The sequence below is a fragment of the Lacrimispora sp. YZC11 genome, assembly GCF_057543815.1.
The window spans coordinates 200,747-220,043 of the sequence record NZ_BAAJYQ010000002.1 but is presented as its reverse complement, the minus strand read 5'-3'; the positions used below and the strand labels follow the sequence as shown (position 1 = coordinate 220,043).

Annotated in this window: 19 protein-coding genes; 6 read left to right on the top strand and 13 right to left on the bottom strand. The window is 44.8% G+C overall.

From position 1 onward, the window contains the following. Window positions 1–199 precede the first annotated feature (199 nt). Window positions 200–1,360 carry an MFS transporter gene (locus AC27IJ_RS00935; protein WP_312444820.1) on the bottom strand — a complete coding sequence of 387 codons (1,161 nt, stop codon included), beginning with the start codon at window positions 1,358–1,360 and terminating at the stop codon, window positions 200–202. 171 nt (window positions 1,361–1,531) lie between these two features. Between AC27IJ_RS00935 and AC27IJ_RS00930 the strand changes: the two genes are divergently transcribed. Next, entirely contained in the window at window positions 1,532–2,419 is an 888-nt protein-coding gene (locus AC27IJ_RS00930) for a helix-turn-helix domain-containing protein (protein ID WP_312502814.1), read from the top strand. A gap of 84 nt (window positions 2,420–2,503) precedes the next feature. On the opposite strand, the gene AC27IJ_RS00925 is transcribed toward AC27IJ_RS00930, so the two are convergent. Then, window positions 2,504–3,097: an ATP-dependent Clp protease proteolytic subunit gene (locus AC27IJ_RS00925; RefSeq protein WP_312502813.1), complete on the bottom strand. Its 594-nt coding sequence runs from the start codon at window positions 3,095–3,097 to the stop codon at window positions 2,504–2,506. A gap of 17 nt (window positions 3,098–3,114) precedes the next feature. Next, complete coding sequence (locus tag AC27IJ_RS00920) at window positions 3,115–3,507, bottom strand: helix-turn-helix domain-containing protein (protein WP_312444824.1); 393 nt, start codon at window positions 3,505–3,507, stop codon at window positions 3,115–3,117. A gap of 183 nt (window positions 3,508–3,690) precedes the next feature. Here AC27IJ_RS00920 and AC27IJ_RS00915 point away from each other — a divergent pair, with 183 nt between their 5' ends. The 3 genes from AC27IJ_RS00915 to AC27IJ_RS00905 all read left to right on the top strand — a co-directional run bounded on the left by AC27IJ_RS00915 (window position 3,691) and on the right by AC27IJ_RS00905 (window position 5,442). Continuing rightward, window positions 3,691–4,104: a GNAT family N-acetyltransferase gene (locus AC27IJ_RS00915; protein WP_312502812.1), complete on the top strand. Its 414-nt coding sequence runs from the start codon at window positions 3,691–3,693 to the stop codon at window positions 4,102–4,104. Window positions 4,105–4,157: 53 nt separating this feature from the next. Continuing rightward, window positions 4,158–5,069 (top strand): AraC family transcriptional regulator, encoded by a 912-nt coding sequence (locus AC27IJ_RS00910; RefSeq protein WP_312502810.1) that lies wholly within the window; start codon window positions 4,158–4,160, stop codon window positions 5,067–5,069. Window positions 5,070–5,202: 133 nt separating this feature from the next. Next, window positions 5,203–5,442 carry a ribonuclease HII gene (locus tag AC27IJ_RS00905; RefSeq protein WP_312444830.1) on the top strand — a complete coding sequence of 80 codons (240 nt, stop codon included), beginning with the start codon at window positions 5,203–5,205 and terminating at the stop codon, window positions 5,440–5,442. Between the two features lie 67 nt (window positions 5,443–5,509). Here AC27IJ_RS00905 and AC27IJ_RS00900 read toward each other — a convergent pair whose 3' ends face one another. Then, entirely contained in the window at window positions 5,510–6,895 is a 1,386-nt protein-coding gene (locus tag AC27IJ_RS00900) for an alanine/glycine:cation symporter family protein (protein WP_312444831.1), read from the bottom strand. A gap of 225 nt (window positions 6,896–7,120) precedes the next feature. Here AC27IJ_RS00900 and AC27IJ_RS00895 point away from each other — a divergent pair, with 225 nt between their 5' ends. Next, the gene (locus tag AC27IJ_RS00895) at window positions 7,121–8,101 is read left to right on the top strand and encodes a zinc dependent phospholipase C family protein (RefSeq protein ID WP_312444832.1); all 981 of its coding nucleotides are present in this window, start codon (window positions 7,121–7,123) and stop codon (window positions 8,099–8,101) included. Between the two features lie 93 nt (window positions 8,102–8,194). Here the strand turns inward: AC27IJ_RS00895 and AC27IJ_RS00890 are convergent, their stop codons facing one another. After that, complete coding sequence (locus AC27IJ_RS00890) at window positions 8,195–8,776, bottom strand: hypothetical protein (protein WP_312502808.1); 582 nt, start codon at window positions 8,774–8,776, stop codon at window positions 8,195–8,197. 306 nt (window positions 8,777–9,082) lie between these two features. Here AC27IJ_RS00890 and AC27IJ_RS00885 point away from each other — a divergent pair, with 306 nt between their 5' ends. Further along, window positions 9,083–10,606, top strand: a complete 1,524-nt coding sequence (locus AC27IJ_RS00885) for a BCCT family transporter (RefSeq protein ID WP_312444837.1) — start codon at window positions 9,083–9,085, stop codon at window positions 10,604–10,606. Between the two features lie 114 nt (window positions 10,607–10,720). Here the strand turns inward: AC27IJ_RS00885 and AC27IJ_RS00880 are convergent, their stop codons facing one another. From AC27IJ_RS00880 to AC27IJ_RS00845, 8 genes are all read right to left on the bottom strand, one after another. Next, entirely contained in the window at window positions 10,721–11,560 is an 840-nt protein-coding gene (locus AC27IJ_RS00880; RefSeq protein WP_487147263.1) for a LicD family protein, read from the bottom strand. Between the two features lie 49 nt (window positions 11,561–11,609). Continuing rightward, window positions 11,610–12,950: a lipopolysaccharide biosynthesis protein RfbH gene (gene rfbH / locus AC27IJ_RS00875; RefSeq protein ID WP_312444839.1), complete on the bottom strand. Its 1,341-nt coding sequence runs from the start codon at window positions 12,948–12,950 to the stop codon at window positions 11,610–11,612. Between the two features lie 76 nt (window positions 12,951–13,026). Continuing rightward, the gene (gene rfbG / locus AC27IJ_RS00870; protein ID WP_312444841.1) at window positions 13,027–14,103 is read right to left on the bottom strand and encodes a CDP-glucose 4,6-dehydratase; all 1,077 of its coding nucleotides are present in this window, start codon (window positions 14,101–14,103) and stop codon (window positions 13,027–13,029) included. Window position 14,104: 1 nt separating this feature from the next. Further along, entirely contained in the window at window positions 14,105–14,881 is a 777-nt protein-coding gene (gene rfbF / locus AC27IJ_RS00865; protein WP_312444844.1) for a glucose-1-phosphate cytidylyltransferase, read from the bottom strand. A gap of 23 nt (window positions 14,882–14,904) precedes the next feature. Further along, window positions 14,905–15,687, bottom strand: a complete 783-nt coding sequence (locus tag AC27IJ_RS00860; RefSeq protein ID WP_312502801.1) for a glycosyltransferase family A protein — start codon at window positions 15,685–15,687, stop codon at window positions 14,905–14,907. 439 nt (window positions 15,688–16,126) lie between these two features. Next, entirely contained in the window at window positions 16,127–17,071 is a 945-nt protein-coding gene (locus AC27IJ_RS00855; protein WP_312444849.1) for a nucleoside hydrolase, read from the bottom strand. A 42-nt stretch (window positions 17,072–17,113) separates the two neighbouring features. Next, on the bottom strand, window positions 17,114–18,475 hold the full coding sequence (locus AC27IJ_RS00850) for an 8-oxoguanine deaminase (protein WP_487147262.1): 1,362 nt from the start codon (window positions 18,473–18,475) through the stop codon (window positions 17,114–17,116). A gap of 49 nt (window positions 18,476–18,524) precedes the next feature. After that, window positions 18,525–19,292 (bottom strand): nucleoside phosphorylase, encoded by a 768-nt coding sequence (locus AC27IJ_RS00845; protein WP_312444854.1) that lies wholly within the window; start codon window positions 19,290–19,292, stop codon window positions 18,525–18,527. Window positions 19,293–19,297: the final 5 nt, after the last annotated feature.

Sequence of the window (19,297 nt, the reverse complement as noted above, 5' to 3'; positions counted from 1 at the left end):
ACCAGCCATAAGATTGAAATATATTTTGTCTTATATTATTGAAGTCGGAAGTATGTACAAGTAAAATAAGTAAGTCCATAACCGCCATCACACGAATACCCCAATCGTCCAAAAGAGTTTTTACTGTAACCAAAAGAGCGCCACTTGTCAGGCATAATCAGCCGACAAATAGCGCTTTTAAAAGTCTACCAGCAATTTCTTATTTGTTCTTAATGCGGTTTACCTGTTCAACCAGCATAATCATAACCACTGCAAATATCATCAGGTAATAGGGGTATAACCGGATCGTCACGTATTCTGCTATGATTCCCATTAAAAGAGGCATAAGGGCTGCACCAACGTATGCACAGGCCATCTGTATGCCCATAATCGCCTGTGATAAATCCTTGCCAAAGTTCTCCGGGGTCTCATGAAGCAGACAGGGATAAACGGGCGCACAGCCCATTCCGATTAATATGAATCCTGCACACAGGAATGAGCTTCCCTTCGCCAGTAATATTGCCAGGATACCCAGGATGATAATTCCCTGTCCTATGCGGATCATTTCTTTATTGGATAATTTCATAGCTGCGAAACCATTTAAAAATCTTCCAAAGGTGATGCCAAAGAAAAATAAAGAAGCCCATTTTGCCGCTGCATCCGGAGATATCCCTTTTTCCATTACCATATAGCTGCTGCTCCATAGCCCTGTAGTGGACTCCAAGGCACAATAGCAGAAGAAAGCAGCAAGCACAGGCTTTGCTCCTTTAAGTCTTAGTAATTCTTTTATGGTTAAATGCTGACTCTCCTTGGCTTCCTCTTCTGCTTCCTGATGGCTTTTCTTCCAGAGAGGCAGAGAAACTACCAGCATCCCGGTCAATACCATTTGGATGAAAGAAATGGAACGGTATCCCATGGACCATGACATGCCGCCGGTCAGGAAATGTCCCATAATGTACGGGCCAAGTGTCGCCCCGACACCCCAAAAACAATGAAGCCAACTCATATGCCTTGCCTTGTAATGAAGTGCTACAAAATTATTCAGCGCTGCATCCACAGAACCTGCACCCAATCCATAAGGGATTGCCCACAAACACAAGGCCGGAAAAGAAGGAGAAACCGAAAATCCCCACAAAGCGGCGGCTGTCATCCCCACGCTGGCTGCGGTTACTTTTCCCGTACCAAACTTCTTTATAAGGCGGTCGCTGTTTAAGCTTGAGATAACGGTGCCTCCTATTATAATCGTAGAAATAATACCGGCATAGGATATAGGAACCTGAAGCTGCCGGTACATAGTAGGCCATGCAGACCCCAGCAGCGAATCCGGTAATCCCAGACTGATAAAGGATATGTAAATAATGACAAGTAATAAGGATAGCATATAGTTTCCTCCCGCAATATAGTAACCTTCCAGCAAGTCCGTGTAATTATGGTTTGCTTTTCATTTGATGTTTTGATATTATAACATGGTATATAAGTATTTTCCTATATAATACTATTGTGATCTGATATTATTGCATGATGTTCTCATATAAGCCGGGGAGGGATTCGTTTGGAACCTTATTTGCTGTCGTCACAAAAGCAGGATGTGAACCACGGAACCATCCTTTCACCTTATGCCCATTACCACTGCATCATACCGACGGTTTTGCCTGACGTATTGCTTCACTGGCATGTGGAAGCTGAAATAACCCTGGTTTTAGAAGGAAGTGCCATATATAAAATCGGTGAGGAAACTTTTCATTCCAGAAAAGGGGATTTCATTTTTGTGGCACCTAACACGCTGCATTCTGTCCAGCCTTTGCCGGGAATCACACATATTTCCGATACTTTGGTTTTTCATCTTGACATGCTGGGATATTCTCTTATGGACCAATACAGCTTGACTTATCTCCATCCAATATATAACGGTTTTCTCCGCCCGATTTCCCATATGAGCCAAAATCATCCCTTATATCCGGAATTTTCCGAATGTGCTGAACAGATTTTTCTTTGTGTGAAAAATAAAGATATTTATTTTGAAATGTTCCTGAAGGAACAATTACACCATCTTTTTTACCTGTTATTTAAATATCAATGCTTTACAAATACGGATGCTGCTGTTCCCGCAAATACACATATGGATAAAGTAAAAGAAGCGGTTAAGTATATTCAGGAGAATTATCAGGAGCCCATTTCTATCTGTGAATTGGCAGACTTATGCCATTTCAGCAAAACCCATTTTATGAATTTTTTTAAACAGACCGTGGGGATTACTTGCGTGGAATATATGATTCAGCACCGCCTTAAAGTAGCTGCCAACCTTTTAAGGGCGTCAGGGTCATCCATATCGGAGATTGCTTTTGAAAGCGGCTTCCACAATTTGTCTAATTTCAACCGTAAATTTAAAAACCATTATCATATGACGCCGTTAGAATACCGCAGGCAGCAGATCACCTGATCCGTTTTAGGAATAATAAAAAACCCGCTTACGGCTGCCTTGTCAGATCGCCGTAAGCGGGTTTCCCGTATCAATGTTCCGGTATCACCTGCGGCATAATAGAATTTCATCAATTAAGCCGTACTCTTTTGCTTCCTCAGCCGTCAGATAATGATCCCGTTCCATATCTTCCTCAATTTTTTTCAGTGGCTGGCCTGTAAGTTCACTGTATATCCCATTGAGTTTTTCCTTTGTCTTTTCAAGCCAATCACTATGGATTTTAATATCCGTGGCCTGTCCCTGCAGCCCGCCGGATAATGACGGCTGGTGGATCAATATTTCACTGTTTTTAAGGGCAAAACGCTTTCCTTTCTTCCCCGATGCCAGTATCAGGGAGGCAGCACTTCCCGATTGGCCTATGCTAATGGTGGAGATATCGCATTTGATGTTGTTCATGGTGTCCATAATCGCGAATCCATCCGTTACGGACCCTCCTGGGCTATTGATATATAAGTGAATGTCTTTGCTGCTGTCAGCGGATTCCAGAAAAAGAATCTGCGCTATAATCAGGCTTGCCGTATCATTGGTCACTACGCCGTTCAGCATGATAATGCGGTCGTTCAGCAGCCTGGAAAAAATGTCATAGGACCGCTCTCCGCGGGCTGTCTGTTCAATTACCATTGGAATAAGATTGTTCATAGAAACCTCCTGGGTTATTATGCGGCCATATTCATGTTTTTGTTGAAGCGGCAGCTGAGATTGATCACTTGATCAGAGGAATTGCCGCCATACCTTCTCCGGTATTTCCCCGGTGTCAGACCATAAATCTTTAAAAAAGCTCTTGAAAAGGATTCCTGGGAAGCATACTGGTATTCCAGGGCAATGTCAATAATCGGCCTGTCTGTCCGGGCAAGCTCTCCCGCAGCTTTCTCCATCCGCCTTTTGGTGATATATCTGGTAACGGATTCTCCTGATACTTTATGAAAAATCCTATGATAGTGATATTTTGACAGATAAGCTCTTTTTGCAAGATCATCAAGGTCAATCTTATGATTTAAATTTTCATCAATATATTTAAGTGAATCCCTCACCTTTGTATGATAATCCATATACCTGCTCCTTTCCCAAAATATATTATCATTATATACTCCTTTGAAAATTAATTCTTGATAATTTTTGCTCAAAAAATGTTTCGGTCCATGCCTGATAGGAATTGTGGAATTGTGATGCGGTATATGATATGATAACGGCAAGCGGAAACTCATAGAAACCAATAAGGAGAACCGATTAAAATGAACTTTAAAATAACTGATAAAATAAAAAAACAAGATGAGGAACTCATTTACCAGGGCTTATTGGACTATAATTTAGCCAGAATTGAAGACAAGAATCCAAGGGATTTAGGAGTCTATCTGCAGGACGAGGCTGGAGAAAAGGTTGGGGGACTGATCGGAAATACACACGGCAACTGGTTGTTTGTGAAATATTTGTGGGTCAGGGAAGACTTACGGGGACAAAACATTGGCAGTGAGCTTTTAAAACAGGCAGAAGAAACCGCGAAGGAACGAGGGTGCAGGTATGCATTTCTGGATACTTTCAGTTTTCAGGCGCCTTCCTTCTATGAAAAGCACGGTTACAAGAATGTATTTGTGCTGGAAGAATATCCTGTGACAGGAAAACGCTACTATTTTACGAAAACTTTGTAAATGCTTTTCTTAATGTCACATGTTTTTATAACAGAGAAAGGGGGAAACGATCATTGAGGAACATTTATAGAATAGAATTCCATACAGGAAGCAAAGAAGAATTATTACCTGATTTTGCACAAGACTTTCCATACATTGCCTCCTGCTCCCAATTGGATAAATTTATAGGGCGTTTTGTTCCTTGGCATTGGCATAAAACCGTGGAGCTATTTTATATGGAAAGCGGGAGAATGGAATATTGTACGCCTAAAGGAACCATGATATTTCCCGCAGGTTCCGGCGGAATGGTCAATTCCAATGTGCTTCACATGGCAAGGCCGCAAGCGGAATCAGAAAAAAACATACAGTTCCTCCATCTTTTTGACCCCTCTTTCATAGCCGGCCAACACGGCAGCCGGATAGAGCAAAAATACGTTACGCCGATTACCGCAGCCCCGCAGGCAGAGATTATTGCCTTATATCCTGATGATCCGGAACAGGCAAAAATTTTAGATAGCATTCGAGAATCTTTTCACCTTTCCGAAAATGATTTCGGATATGAGATAAAACTGCGGGAGACGTTATCTGACATATGGATCCGGCTTTTCGCCATAGCGCGTCCTCTATTGGAAGAAAAAGGGTATTCCAACAAAACAAATGATAAAATAAAATCAATGATGGTATATGTCCATGAGCATTATGCAGAAAAAATTTCTATTCCAGAGATTGCCGCCGCCGCTTATTCCAGCGAACGTGAATGTTTTCGGGTATTCCAAGACTGCCTGCACATGACACCGGTGGAATATATCAAAAACTACCGTTTACAAACGGCCTGCCATATGCTGGCAAACAGCAGGGAAACAATTACGTATATAAGCCATGCCTGCGGATTGGGAAGCAGCAGCTACTTTGGAAAGGTCTTTCGGGAATATACTGGCTGCACGCCCTTAGAATACCGCCGCAAATGGCAGGATAATGATATATAAAGGCAGAAATAATATATTTATTCAAAGAAGATTGCACTATAATGATACCTGTAAAGGTAATAGGGCAATCTTTTTATTATAAAATCATTGTCATTACCATGGAATCACTGTTTTTCACAATGGAGGGTTTGTAATGATAAAACTGAATATCTTGGATATGGATAACTTTTTACAAACAGTAAATGCGTGCAGTGATGCGGTCAATTTGCTGTACCCTGACGGTAGAAAAGAAAATATCAACAAACACTATGGACTCCAGAACGAGCTGCTTCATCAGTACAGGGAAAATAAAAACTTCCTGTGTCTTTCACTGGATATTCCGGCTCCAAAGGATTATATGAGCATTATCTCCTACTATACAGGAGATTGCTGACCATTTGCTTGCAACTAATTCATCATAAAGGGGTCTGACCGCTATTTAGGTCAGGCCCCTTCCCCATTCACCGGCGGGTGTATTTCAGTGCCCGTTTTTCAGCATTTCCAGGAACCGTTACCTCCTTCATCAGGAAAATAATGGCAATGATATTAGGAAGTGCCATCAGTCCATTCCAGATATCGGAAAATTCCCACACAGTCTCCAGCTTTGCCAGACACCCAAGGAACACGGCCCCCAGATAAAGAAGCGTATAGACCTTTCCTCTTAATATGCGCTGCAGTATGTAAAGGGATCTGCGTTTTTTTAAGCTCTCCGCCAGATACATGGCCGCCTGACGCCCCAGATAATACCATGCAATGATGGTAGCAAAGGCAAAAATCAGCATGGCTCCTGATACCACATATTCCCCAAGTGGCCCCAAGCGCTTTGAAAAACAAAAGGCTGTCAGAGCCGCTCCGTCATAGCCGGAACCGGCAGCATCCCCTTCCGTCATGCACAGGATCACAAAGGCTGTCATGGTGCAGATTAAAATGGTATCAAAAAACACCTCAAACATGGCCCACATTCCCTGCTGCTCAGGTGTCGTATCCTCTGCCGCGCCGTGAAGGACTGCCATGCTCCCAAGTCCTGCTTCATTGGAAAATACTCCCCTGGATATGCCGTACTGAAGACTTTTGCTGATTTGATAGCCCGCAGCTCCTGAAAAGACGGAAACCGGACGGAAAGCATCCTGAAATATGCATTGAAAGATATACGGGATCTTATCGTAACAGGACATGATCACAACCATGGAAAACAGCATATAGGCGCCGGCTGAGATAGGAATAAGCCGCTCAGAGACAAAAGCAATCCTTGCGATTCCACCCAGAACCACCAGTAATACAGTTCCTGTCAGCAGGATACCAATAGGAATTGGCGGTATGCCAAAGGAATATTCAAGAGTTTCCGCAATGGAATTGGACTGGACCATGCTTCCCATTCCAAGAGAAACCATGATGCAAAGAAAGCTGTATATCATGCCAAGCCCCGGAAGCTTTAGCCCCCGTTCCAAGTAAACCATTGGCCCGCATATCCAGGCACCGTTTCTGTCCCGGTAGCGGTACCTGATTCCCAGCATGGTCTCCGCATAGCCTGTCATCATACCGATTGCAGCAGAAACCCACATCCAGAATATGGCTCCAGGCCCACCAGCTGTGAGTGCGGTAGCCACACCGGCGATATTTCCGGTCCCAATGGTAGCCGCCAGAGCCGTACAGGCTGTCTGGAATTTTGTCACTTCCCCTTTTTCTTCCCCTTCATCCTCCTGTATGCTTCCAATGGTCTGTTTCCACCAAAAAGGGAATTTTCTGATCTGAAAAAAACCTGATTTTACCGTGAAAAAGATTCCGGTTCCCAGAAACAGAACCAAAAGCCACGGTCCCCACACCAACTCATGGATACGATGTATCATAGGATCAGCTCCTGAACGCTCTCCTTAACACTTATTCGGCCTGGCCGGGTAGTATGAAAATTTCCAGTGATTTTTATACAAAATAAAATTTCCTATGGTATAATCTATTTATATGGTTACTGTTCAGCCATGCCATTTATAATTTGGCGGTTAGAATTTATTTCTGAAAGGCGCATGCTTATGCCGAACTGTAACAAATTGTATATTTGATGCGAGGTGATCAATATGCCTGGTTTTACCACTCACTATCTGCTGGGAGTCAGGGTCTTTAATGACATGCCAAACACTCCTTTAAAGCGTATAATCTCCAAATACCGATGGCTTTACCAGCTTGGTCTCCAGGGACCGGATATTTTTTTTTATAATATACCAATTCTCCGCCACCGGGATTACCGCAACGTAGGTTCCTATATGCACGAAAACCATGTACATGATTTCTTTGTTTCCTGCTTAAACCACTTGTCCCAGATCGAGTCCAAGCAGCAGAGAGAACAGGCCATTTCTTATATGAGCGGCTACTTCTGCCATTACATCGGAGACTCCATCTGCCACCCTTACGTGTACGGCAGGATTGAATATGATGTTAAAAACTCCGGCAACTATCATCACGGGCTTCATGCCATGCTGGAAAACGATATTGATGCATTGCTTTTAATGAAGTACAAAAAGAAAAAGCCATCTCAGTTCAACCAGGCGGCTACCATCTGCTTAAACGGCCAGGAGCAGCAGTTCATCTCCGGGTTTTTATCTGTAAGCATCAATGAAGCCTATTATCCTTTAAATTACCGGAATAACTTCCGGGTAACCTCCCAGATGGTATCCCGCTCCATTCTGGCTATGCGCTTAGGGTGCCGGACTCTTGCCGATCCTTCCAGCCGCAAGAAAAACAGCATTGAATTTATGGAATCTCTTTTCTTGCGTACGCACCTTGCTTCCCGGAAACTGGTTACGGACATCCCGCCGGATCCCGTCGTCACTATGAATTTAAACCATGAAACCTGGTGTAATCCCTGGAACCGACGCCTTGCATCCCAGGCCTCTTTTCCCGAGCTCTTCCATCAGTCCATGGTAAAATGCAATGACGTGTTCTTTCTGCTGAACGAGGAACTGGCCTCGCCGGTACCACTAAATAGTCTGGATCACAATAAGCTTTTAAAGGAGCTTGGCAATTATTCCTACCACAGCGGGCTGGCGGTTGATCCATAACAGGCAGACAAAAAAGGAACAATAAAAAAACATGGCTGAGGAGTGATTTGCAAGCCAACCTCATCCATGTTTTTTAATGTCTGTGTTAAAAATCTATTGATCTGATTCCGAGCTTTCAGTATCCGTCTCCGTCTCCTCATCCTCAGCGGTGGTCTCCATGATAACTGCACCTTCCTTTGGAACAATCTTTTCATCAGATCCCTTGGGGATGTCCATATCTACCAGCCAATACTTCTCTTCATTCATCGTATAATCCGGCATAACAATAAGATGCATATCATAAGTCTTGAAAAATCCGCCATAAGAGGTACCACTTGATTTTTCAAAGGAAAAATCCTGCATAGCTGCCTCATCGTTTAAATGCCGAACCGCTGCATTTGCAAATACGACTGCTTCCTCGGGCGTGGTTCCTTCTTTTACTATTAACGTCAAATTGATGCTTTTCTTCTCCTGATCTACATTGTAATTGACGCTTAACGCCATAGGATATTCTTCATTGTCCACGAATTCATCGTCCATATCATTTCCAATCTGAGCCCAATCCAGGACAATCCCTTGCTGAGTTTCAAAAACTGGCTCTGCCGGACCTCCTGAAGAAAGAATGTGGCTTTCCGTGCAGCCGGTCAGTAACATTACTGACATCGCACATATCATTAGAGCTTTGTTCTTCATCATAATTTCCTCCTTATTGAACATCTAACATTATATCGGATGTAATCCATTTTTTGTAGTGGTTTCTGTAAAATGTCAGAAAATCTTCACAAATACGTCAGTGTTTTTACTGGAATGAATGCCTTGTTCTTCCTTTTTCATGCCCGTTTCCAGGACTTAAAGAAAAAGGCTGCTTCCAAACTAAAAATAAAGGTAGTAATGCAAAAGGAAATCTTCTCATTTAATTCTTGCATTTTCTGGATATCCATGGTATCATGTTCAATATTGATATTGATTTTAAATTTTTGAACACTTTAGGAGGCTACTTACATGGACCACAATGAGAAAAAGGCTTTGTTTAAAAAGCTGGACTGGGTAACAACCCTGATTCCTTTTATGATCATCATTCTTTTATGCCTTGTTTTCACCATATATCCCGGCAAATCTGCGGATACACTGGCTGCTATCCGGTCATTTCTAGGAGATGAGCTGGGAAGCTACTACCTTATCATCGGACTTTTTACCTTCCTGTGCTCCCTTTACATCGCTTTTTCCAAATACGGTACCATCAAGCTTGGAAACCTGGAAAAACCTCAATATTCAAATTTTAAATGGGGCACTATGATGTTTACCGCCGGCCTGGCTGCCGATATCCTGTTCTATTCCCTTTGTGAATGGCTCCTCTACGCAGGGGAACCCCATATCGCGGATCTGGGAGCCATGCAGGACTGGGCCTCCACCTACCCGCTGTTTCACTGGGGTCCTATCCCCTGGAGCTTTTATATGATATTGGCCGCCGCATTCGGCTTCATGCTCCATGTTAAAAAACGGACAAAGCAAAAATATTCGGAAGCCTGCCGCCCTCTTTTAGGAAAGCATGTAGACGGGCTTTGCGGAAAGCTCATTGACTTAATTGCCGTATTTGCCTTATTGGCCGGCACTGCAACCACGTTTTCCCTGGCGACACCCCTTCTTTCCATGGCAGTCAGCAGGGTAACCGGTCTTCCAGAGTCCAGACTACTGACCATTGCAATCCTGGTCGTTATATGTGTCGTTTATACTGTTACGGTTTATTTTGGCATGAAGGGCATTGCAAAGCTGGCTGCTTCCTGTACATACCTGTTCTTTGGCCTGCTTCTCTATGTGCTGATCGGCGGAGGAGAAGCCAGGTATACCGTTGAAACAGGGATTACAGCAGTGGGGAACCTGGTGCAGAACTTTATCGGCCTGTCCACCTGGACCGATGCCCTGCGTACCTCCTCCTTCCCCCAGAACTGGACCATTTTTTACTGGGCTTACTGGATGGTATGGTGTGTGGCCACACCTTTCTTTATCGGAACCATCAGCAAAGGACGCACCATTAAGCAGACCATCCTCGGAGGATATATCTGTGGTATTTGCGGAACCTTTACCTCCTTTATTATATTAGGAAATTACAGCCTGGCCCTTCAGACAAAGGGAGTGTTAGATGTGATGGGTATTTATTCGTCCACAGGAGACTTGTACCAGACAATCATGGCAATCTTTGAGACCTTGCCGCTTGCAAAGCTTGGATTGATCCTTTTGGCAATTACTATGGTGGCTTTTTACGCAACTACCTTTGATGCCCTGGCTCTGGTTGCTTCCTCTTATTCTTATAAGGAGCTTCCCGAGGACGCTGAGCCGGATAAACACGTAAAGCTGTTCTGGTCTGTGCTTTTAATGCTGTTTCCCATTGCCCTTATATTTTCCAAGAATTCCATGGCCAATCTGCAAACCGTATCTATCATTGCGGCATTTCCTATAGGAATTATCATACTCCTGATAATATTCAGTTTCTTTAAAGATGCTAAGGAATATTTAAACCAGCAATAAGCATTCGGATGATTTGGCAATAAAGCTAATAAGACAAAAAAATCCGCATTGAAATGGCTTTTCATAAGCCCGATCAATGCGGATTTTTATATGGCAACTTCTTATAGCTGCATTCTAATGATATATTTTTATTTCCATACTGGAATGGGAGGGTACCCGTTGCTCTTCCGGCGGAAGCTTCTTATAATCACCGTAGATCCAGGTGAGAACCTCATGCCAGCCTTTAGGGGCCATCAGCCTGGTATCTTCGAATTCCAGGTCCACAGTTTCTTCACACCATTCCTTCTTAAGCGACACATAAAGATAATCCGGCTGGTAGTTGCTGTAATACCTAAGGCTGCTCTTTCCCTTCTGATCCTTGACTGCTGCCATATGCTGCAGCTTTCTCAAGGTTTTCATTGGAATTATTTTTCCCAAGGAAGCCAGTATGCCGATAACGATTTTATTGCCCAGGCTGTGCTTCTTAAAATCCAAGCGGTAACGATGGCCCATGGCCATACCGTAAATTACAGTATGAAGAAGACGGGTAAGGACGGAAGACGCTTTGCCTTCCGGAAGCTCATCAATGGTGAATAAGTCCACCCACAGATGATTTAATTTTCCTTCATAAAACCTCATCTCTTCCGAGTCCGCATGAGTCCGGCTGTTTTTATAGATGATCCTGGTTGTGAAATCATAAAATGCAGTTCCGCCTCTTAAATCCTTAGGTTCAAGAAGTTCCATCTCTTCCGGAAGCTCCCGGCGCACTACCTTTAAAAAGGCATCATAATTGGAACGGGTAAATGCCACATCCGCGTCATCATCCCAGGGAATAAAGCCTTTGTGCCTTACTGCGCCTAAAAGCGTTCCTGCATCCAGAAGATATTTAATCTTGTATTTCCGGCAGATACGGTCAATTTCCTTTAAAATAGCCAGGTTCGCCTGATGTACCTCCGTCAAATCGTACTCCTTCATGTTTCCTCTTTCCTGCCCACGTTCTTTGGGCATAAAGGTATAAAACCCGTTAAAGGATCACTGCCTCCTTAATGGTCTTTGCCATAAAATCGATCATCTCATCAGTCATTCCAGGATATACTCCTACCCAGAAAGTATCCTCCATGATCCGGTCGGTATTGGTCAGCTGACCAACAATCCGGTATCCTTCTCCGGACTCTCTCATCTGATCAAAGCAAGGATGTTTTGTTAAATTACCGGCAAACAGCATTCTTGTCTGAATGCCCTTGGATTCCACATACTGTACCACCTGGTTCCGGCTTACGCCTTCTTTGCAGGATATCAGAAAACCGAACCAGCTTGGCTTGGAGCCTGGACAGGCCTCGGGAAGGATCAGCTTGTCGGAAACCTCTTCAAGACCTTTATAAAGGCGGTCAAAATTATGGCGTCTTCTCTCCACAAAAGATGGGAACTTTTCGATCTGAGCGCAGCCGATGGCAGCCTGCATGTCAGTGGCTTTTAAATTGTAGCCAAAATGGGAGTAAACATATTTATGGTCATAACCTACGGGAAGCTCCCCGTACTGGCGGTCAAACCGGTGTCCGCATAAGTTGTCACGTCCGGAAGGACACACACAGTCCCGGCCCCAATCACGGAATGAGCGGGTTATTTTATTTAACAGTGAGTTGTTCGTATAAACCGCCCCCCCCTCTCCCATTGTCATATGGTGAGGCGGATAAAAGCTGGAGGTTCCTATATCACCGATGGTACCGGAGAAACGTTCTTCCCCGTTTATGGTGTAAGTTGTTCCCAGGGCATCACAGTTATCCTCTACAAGCCACAACTGGTACTTATCACAGAATTCCTTAACCGCAGAAAGGTCAAAGGGATTTCCCAGAGTATGGGCGATCATGACTGCCTTGGTCTTTTCAGAACGGGCAGCTTCAAGCATGTTCACATCAATGTTATACTGGGGAATGGTAACATCCACAAATACAGGAACCGCTCCATACTGGATCATAGGGGTCACAGTCGTTGGAAATCCGGCTGCTACCGTGATCACTTCATCACCCCGCTTTATCTGACGTTCCTTTAATAGCGGTGATGTAAGGGTCATGAATGCCAACAGATTCGCCGATGAACCGGAATTCACAAGGGAACAGAACCTGACTTCTAAATATTTTGCCAGCTTTTTCTCAAATTCATCGGTATACCGCCCGGATGTAAGCCAGAACTCCAGAGAGCTGTCCACCAGGTTTACCATTTCCTGATGATCGTACACACGGGAAGCATAGGAAATGCGGTCCCCTTCTTTAAACGGATCTTTTTGATTGTGGTAGGTGCTGCAGTATTCCTTTACAAGAGAAAGGATCTCCTCCCGCGCATCTTTTTCTGTCTTGTTCTCAAACATTCTATTTTTTCCTCTTTCCTGCCAATGTTTTATGGGCATAAAGGTATACCCGGAGGGTTCTTCCTCTCAAATCAAATTAATTGAAAAATTCTTTTATCTGCAAGTCCATGAATGTAAGCATATCGGCCCCTTCCAAATGAGCCTTGGTCCATTCCACGGTCTTTTCCACCGCTTCCTTTACCTCATATCTGGGACGCCAGTCAAAAACCTTCTTGATCTTGGAACAGTCCAGCTTTAAGAAGCTGGCTTCATGGGGGCCTCCTTCAAACTTGTCTATCCACTTAATCCCCTGGCCCCAGGCACCGCAGAATAAATCCGCCAGCTCCCCTGTAGTCACGCAGTCTCTGTCATCCGGGCCTACGTTATAATATCCCTGGAACTGGGAATCCTTATACTGCTTCATTGCAATCGTCATATAAATGGCCAAAGGTTCCAGCACATGCTGATACGGCCTTGTTGAATGGGGATTTCTTACGATGATGTCCTGCCCTGCCGCTGCCGCCCGGATACAGTCCGGAATGATCCTGTCATTGGCAAAATCTCCACCTCCGATCACATTGCCGGCACGGGATGTGGAGATGGCCACACGTCCATCGGAAAAAAAGGACTTGGCATAGCTGTGGGTCACCAGCTCAGAACATGATTTACTGTTGGAATAAGGATCATAGCCATCTAATGGATCGGTTTCCCGGTATCCGTACTCCCATTCCTTATTTTCATACACCTTGTCAGTTGTAACATTTAAGAAGGATTTGACCGAAGGGGTCAGGCGAATGCATTCCAGTATATTTACCGTACCCATGACGTTCGTTTCATAGGTATAGACCGGATCCTTGTAGGAGTCCCTGACTATTGGCTGAGCGGCCAGGTGAAACACGATTTCCGGCTCCTCCTGTAAAAACACCTTTTTCAAATGCTCTAAATCCCGAATATCCCCGATTACGGAATTTACGGTATCAGAAAGTCCGATTACTTCAAACAGGTTTGGGTCAGTGGAAGGCATGAGGGAATACCCCGTTACCGATGCACCGGCCTTTACAAGGAGCCGGCTGAGCCAGCTTCCCTTAAAGCCTGTATGCCCTGTGATCAGAACCTTTTTTCCTTTATAAAAATCACAAAATTCGTTCCACTTAATACTTGTCCAGCTTGTCATGTCATTTCTCCCAAATCTTCCATGGCGCCTGTCCGGACTGCCACAAGTCTTCCAGCTTCTTCATTTCCCGCTGAGTATCCATGCACTGCCAGAAGCCATTGTGATGGAAGCTCATAAGCTGCCCCTCTGCCGCCAGGCTCTGCAACGGTTCCTTTTCAAATACGGTGGCATCATCCTTTAAATAGGAAAAGATCTCAGGATTTAAAACCATGAAGCCCCCGTTGATCAGGCTGTTATCCGCCTCATCCTTCTCCCGGAAGGAACGGACCACATCGCTTTCGTCAATATCCAGGACTCCTTTTAGCTGGGCGATATTGACGGTAGTCATGGTAGCCGTCTTTCCATGGTCCTGATGGAATTTTAACAAACCCTTTAAATCCACGTCGCAGACTCCGTCTCCATAGGTCATCATAAAGGGCTCATCGCCGATGTAAGGCTGGATGCGCTTAATACGCCCGCCGGTCATGGTATTTAGCCCCGTATCCACCAGGGTCACCTTCCATGGTTCCGAATAATTGTTATGTACCTCCATCTTATTATTGGCAAGATCAAAGGTCACATCTGACGTATGCAGAAAATAATCTGCGAAAAATTCCTTTACAATATACTGCTTATAACCAAGGCAAATGACAAAATCGTGAAAGCCATATTGGGAATAATACTTCATGATATGCCACAGAATAGGCTTTTCCCCGATCTCAATCATCGGCTTTGGCTTTAAATGGCTCTGCTCGCTGATCCTGCTGCCAAAACCTCCCGCTAATAATACTACCTTCATCACTTCATCCTCCAAATGTTCTTTTATTCATACTCTTTATAAGCCTTCCGGTAAAAGTGCATCAACACCTTTACAACCGGTCCCGGCCACATCTTTGAAAACATATGGGCTTCTTCCCGGAGACGGCTGTTGTCCGCAATACAGGCCTTTGTCGTGGCCTCCCCGTGAACCCTGTAATACAGGATGGGTTTTTCCACGCTAATAAATCGTCCCGGCAGCCCGGCTAACTGATATAGCGTATCCCAATCCAACGCAAACTGATAGGGAGAGTTGAAAAGAGACTCACCTAATCTTTCCTTATTATATGCACACGCAGGACAGCAGATGGAATTGCCGAACATCAAAACGCTTTTTTTAACCCAGGTTAAGTGGCTGATACGCCGGTAACGCAAAGGAAGCCTGAGAAAACGTTTGATAAACTCCACCTTTTCAAAAACAGCGGGCTGGTTCCCCCTGATTACCGTATATCCACCTGTAAACAGCGTCATATCCGGGTATTTTTCATAACATTCCAGAAGTTTCTTCACATAATCCTTCCGGTATAAATCATCCTGGTGGGCGATTGTAACAAAACGGGCAGTAGCCTGGTTATAGGCAAAGTTCCAGTCTTCCCGTATATTGCTTTTCCCATACCGCACAAACAGCGGGACTCCGTACTTGTCCGCCATTTTTTCAATATATGGGCTGGGCGTTGATGTGCATATTATGACCTCCGATTTAACGCTTTGTTTTAAAAGGGAACGGAGGCAGGCTTCAAGATATGGCGAATCCTTATATGCACAGACCGCAAATGCATGTGGTTTCATATTTTGTCTCCTAATGAATCAAGCGGATATGATGCATATCCAGTTGATGCCCAGTAAAGCAGGGCATGCTGTTCACAAACTCAAGGTTGAAAGACGTTTTTCTTTCAACCTTGCTCCTCAAATGGGCTTATTATTATCTGGCTATGATTATACCATAAAAACCTCAAAACATTCCACCATATTCATTATTTTGAAAGAATTTGTCTATCAGGCTGTAAACTTGAAATTTTTGCAGGATTTTGCAGATTGAAGAAAGAATCTTGTATTATCAGAACATCCGGGAGTCCCGCTCCCACACTGTCAGTGAAAGAACGGGATCCCGGTAAAGATTTGAAGGCAAACGCCTATTAAAAACCATGGCATAACTTGTTCCAATGCTCTGGCAGCCCAGGGGGAATCCAATGACCGTGCAGACATTAAGCTACTCGATACCCCACCCCTAAAATACTGACAGCAGCTTCCTGACCGCCAGATCGGAATCAACCCGGATACAGTACTGGATCTCATCATGATCATAGACCGGAATAAAATCTTCATCTCTCTTAATCATGCCGCGGAATTCTTCATTTTCATACTCTACCGCAGCCCTTACCATACGGTATTCGCCGATGGATGGATCCTCGGCAATCACCATGGCCAGCGGGTCATGGACCACACAGCGGTCATGGCACCCCATGGACTCATAGCTGAACTGGAAATAGTATTCCATGGCAGACTGCATGTACCGTACAATCTCCCGGTTCTCCTCCTTGCAATACTTGCCCAGCAGGAAAATATCCTGAGCGGATATAAATGTCTCCATTGTAACATCAAGGCCTACCACGGTCATGGGAAAGCCTGCCCGGAATACAAGATCCGCGGCTTTCGCATCTCCGTATATATTCGCTTCCGCATAAGCACTGATATTGCCGGGCTTATGGAAGGCTCCTCCCATGACTACCAAATGCTTAATTTTATATGGAAGCCTTGGATCCTTTTCCAAAGCTGCGGCGATATTAGTCAGACGTCCCAAGGCAACAATGGTTAAATCACCGCGTAGTTCCTCCGCCTTTCTTATTATAAAGTCCGAAGCATCTTCGTTCAAAGGCTTTTGCTCTGATTCCGGCAATTCTACATTGCCGATCCCATTGTCCCCATGGATATGAACGGGGTAAGGCTCTACGACACCGGTCATGCTCTGGTTTGCACCCACAATTACCGGTATGTCATAGCCGCATTCAGCCAGTTTTATTAACCGCAGTGTGTTTTCTGCCGCCTGTATGGACGATGTATTTCCATACACAGTGGTAACCCCCTCCACATGAAGTCTTTTACTCTTTAAGGCGTATAGTATGGCTATTGAATCATCGATACCCGTATCGCAATCCACTATAATATGTTTCATCCGTTATGCTTCCTTTCCCATTGCTTACAAAATCGCTAAAAATTAATTACTTCTATTAATAAACTTCCGGAAGCTCTCCTGGGCGGAGTTCTGGGTTCTTTCCTCATCTATGGTGACCAGACGCCCCTTCTCCACTGCGATTCTTCCATTGATTACCGTATAGTCAACCGGTCCTTTCAGCCCCACCGTTGCCAGGACTGATTTGGGGTCTTCCATGGCTCCCACCAGTTCAAACCGTCTGGTATCCACAAGGAAAAAATCTGCTGCCTTTCCCGGTTCCAGAGTGCCGATGTCGTTCCTTCCCAATATCCTGGCCCCGCCTGCAGTGGCAAGCTTTAACAGCTCATATCCGCTGGGTGCCTTGTGACCATACTGCAGTCTGTGCAGCAGATACCCCACTCTCATTTCCTCCAGCATATTGGAACCGTCGTTGCTTGCGCTGCCATCCACGGCAAGACCTACGGGGACACTTAAGTCCAACATCTCCGGGATCCTGGCAACCCCGGAGGACAGCTTCATATTTGAAACCGGACAATGGGCGACTCCCGTCTGTGTCCTGGCAAGTGTTTTCAATTCTTCCTCATTAAAATGGATCCCGTGGGCAAACCATACATCCTTTCCCAGCCAGCCCAGGCTTTCCATATATTCCAAAGGCCTCATTCCGTAAGTACCAACCGTAAACCGCTCTTCATCCTTTGTCTCTGCTAAGTGGGTGTGCAGACGCACGCCAAGGCTTCTGGCCAGCTTTGCCGACTCCCTCATTAAATCAGGAGTTACGCTAAAGGGGGAGCAGGGAGCAAGGGCTACCTGCCTCATGGAAAAAGGAGCCGGATCGTGAAACTGTTCTGCCAGCCTCATGGAATCCTTTAATATAACATCAATCGCCTGGACCACAGTATCCGGAGGCAGGCCTCCATCCTTTTTACTTAAGGACATGCTTCCTCTGGATGCATGCATCCGTATTCCCAGCTCACCTGCCGCTTCAAACTGAGCCTCAATGATACCGTTTCTTCCTTCCGGAAATACGTAGTGATGATCGAAACAGGTAGTACAGCCATTTTTCATTAATTCTCCCATTCCCAGGAGCGAAGTAAAATAGACTACCTCTTCGTCAAGGTTCTTCCAAAGCTCATAAAGGGTTATGAGCCATGGAAAAAGTTCCATGGACTGGACCTTGGGTAGATTTCGGGTAAAAATCTGGTATAAATGATGGTGGGTATTGACCAACCCCGGATACATGGACATGTTGGTTCCGTCAAGTATTGTATCTGCCTGCCATTCTTTATCGCTGATATCAGCGATCCTGCCATTTTCTATGTATACATTGGTGTTCTCCAGTACCCTGTCCTGGGAATCACATGTCACGATATAACGGACATTTTTCAACAATATTGAATTCTTCATTGTTCCCTCTTTTCCATCCGGTTCCGGTGCAGCCTCTTACAGCACCATTTTAACGGCCTGCCATGTCCTTCTTAATTATCTGTGTCATTGCTTCAATTCCCACCTGGATCGCTCTGTCTTCCCATTCCCGGGGATAATCCTTATCGTCATTGCTATAGCTTTTGTAATTGGTCGCGCTGATCATGACAGAGGACATTCTGATGTCAAGGGAGGCAGCTACCAGAAACAGAGTTGCGCACTCCATGCTGGAATTGGTGGCCCCACCCTTTTCATAAGCTTCCCATTTGTTCTTTAACTCATAATACACCGGCTTTGTCTCAGGAGAAACTTCCGTATAAAAGGAGTCCTTTGTGATAGTCACCCCGATATTATAAGGAATGTCAAGCTTCTTTGCCGCAGCTTCCAGTTCTTTCACCATCCCATAATCCGGAACAGCGGGGAATTCCTCAGGCAGATAATGAATCCCTGTTCCCTCCATCCTCACTGCTCCGTTGGGAATGACAACATCCCCCACCTTAACCTTTGGGGAGGTGGAAGCACAGGAGCCGATCCTCATCATGGTGTGAGCACCGCATTCATACAATTCCTCTACCGCAATGGCCGCAGAAGGTCCGCCGATTCCTGTGCTGGTAACGGAAACAGGCACTCCTGCCAGGGTTCCCGTATAAGTCAGATACTCTCTGTGATGGGCTATTTTTACGGGATTATCAAAATAAGCTGCTATTTTGGCTGCCCGCTCCACGCTTCCCGGCAAGAATACATATTGTCCTACCTGATCTTTGGTAATGTTCAAATGCATCATCTTTTTTTCCTGCATGTCCT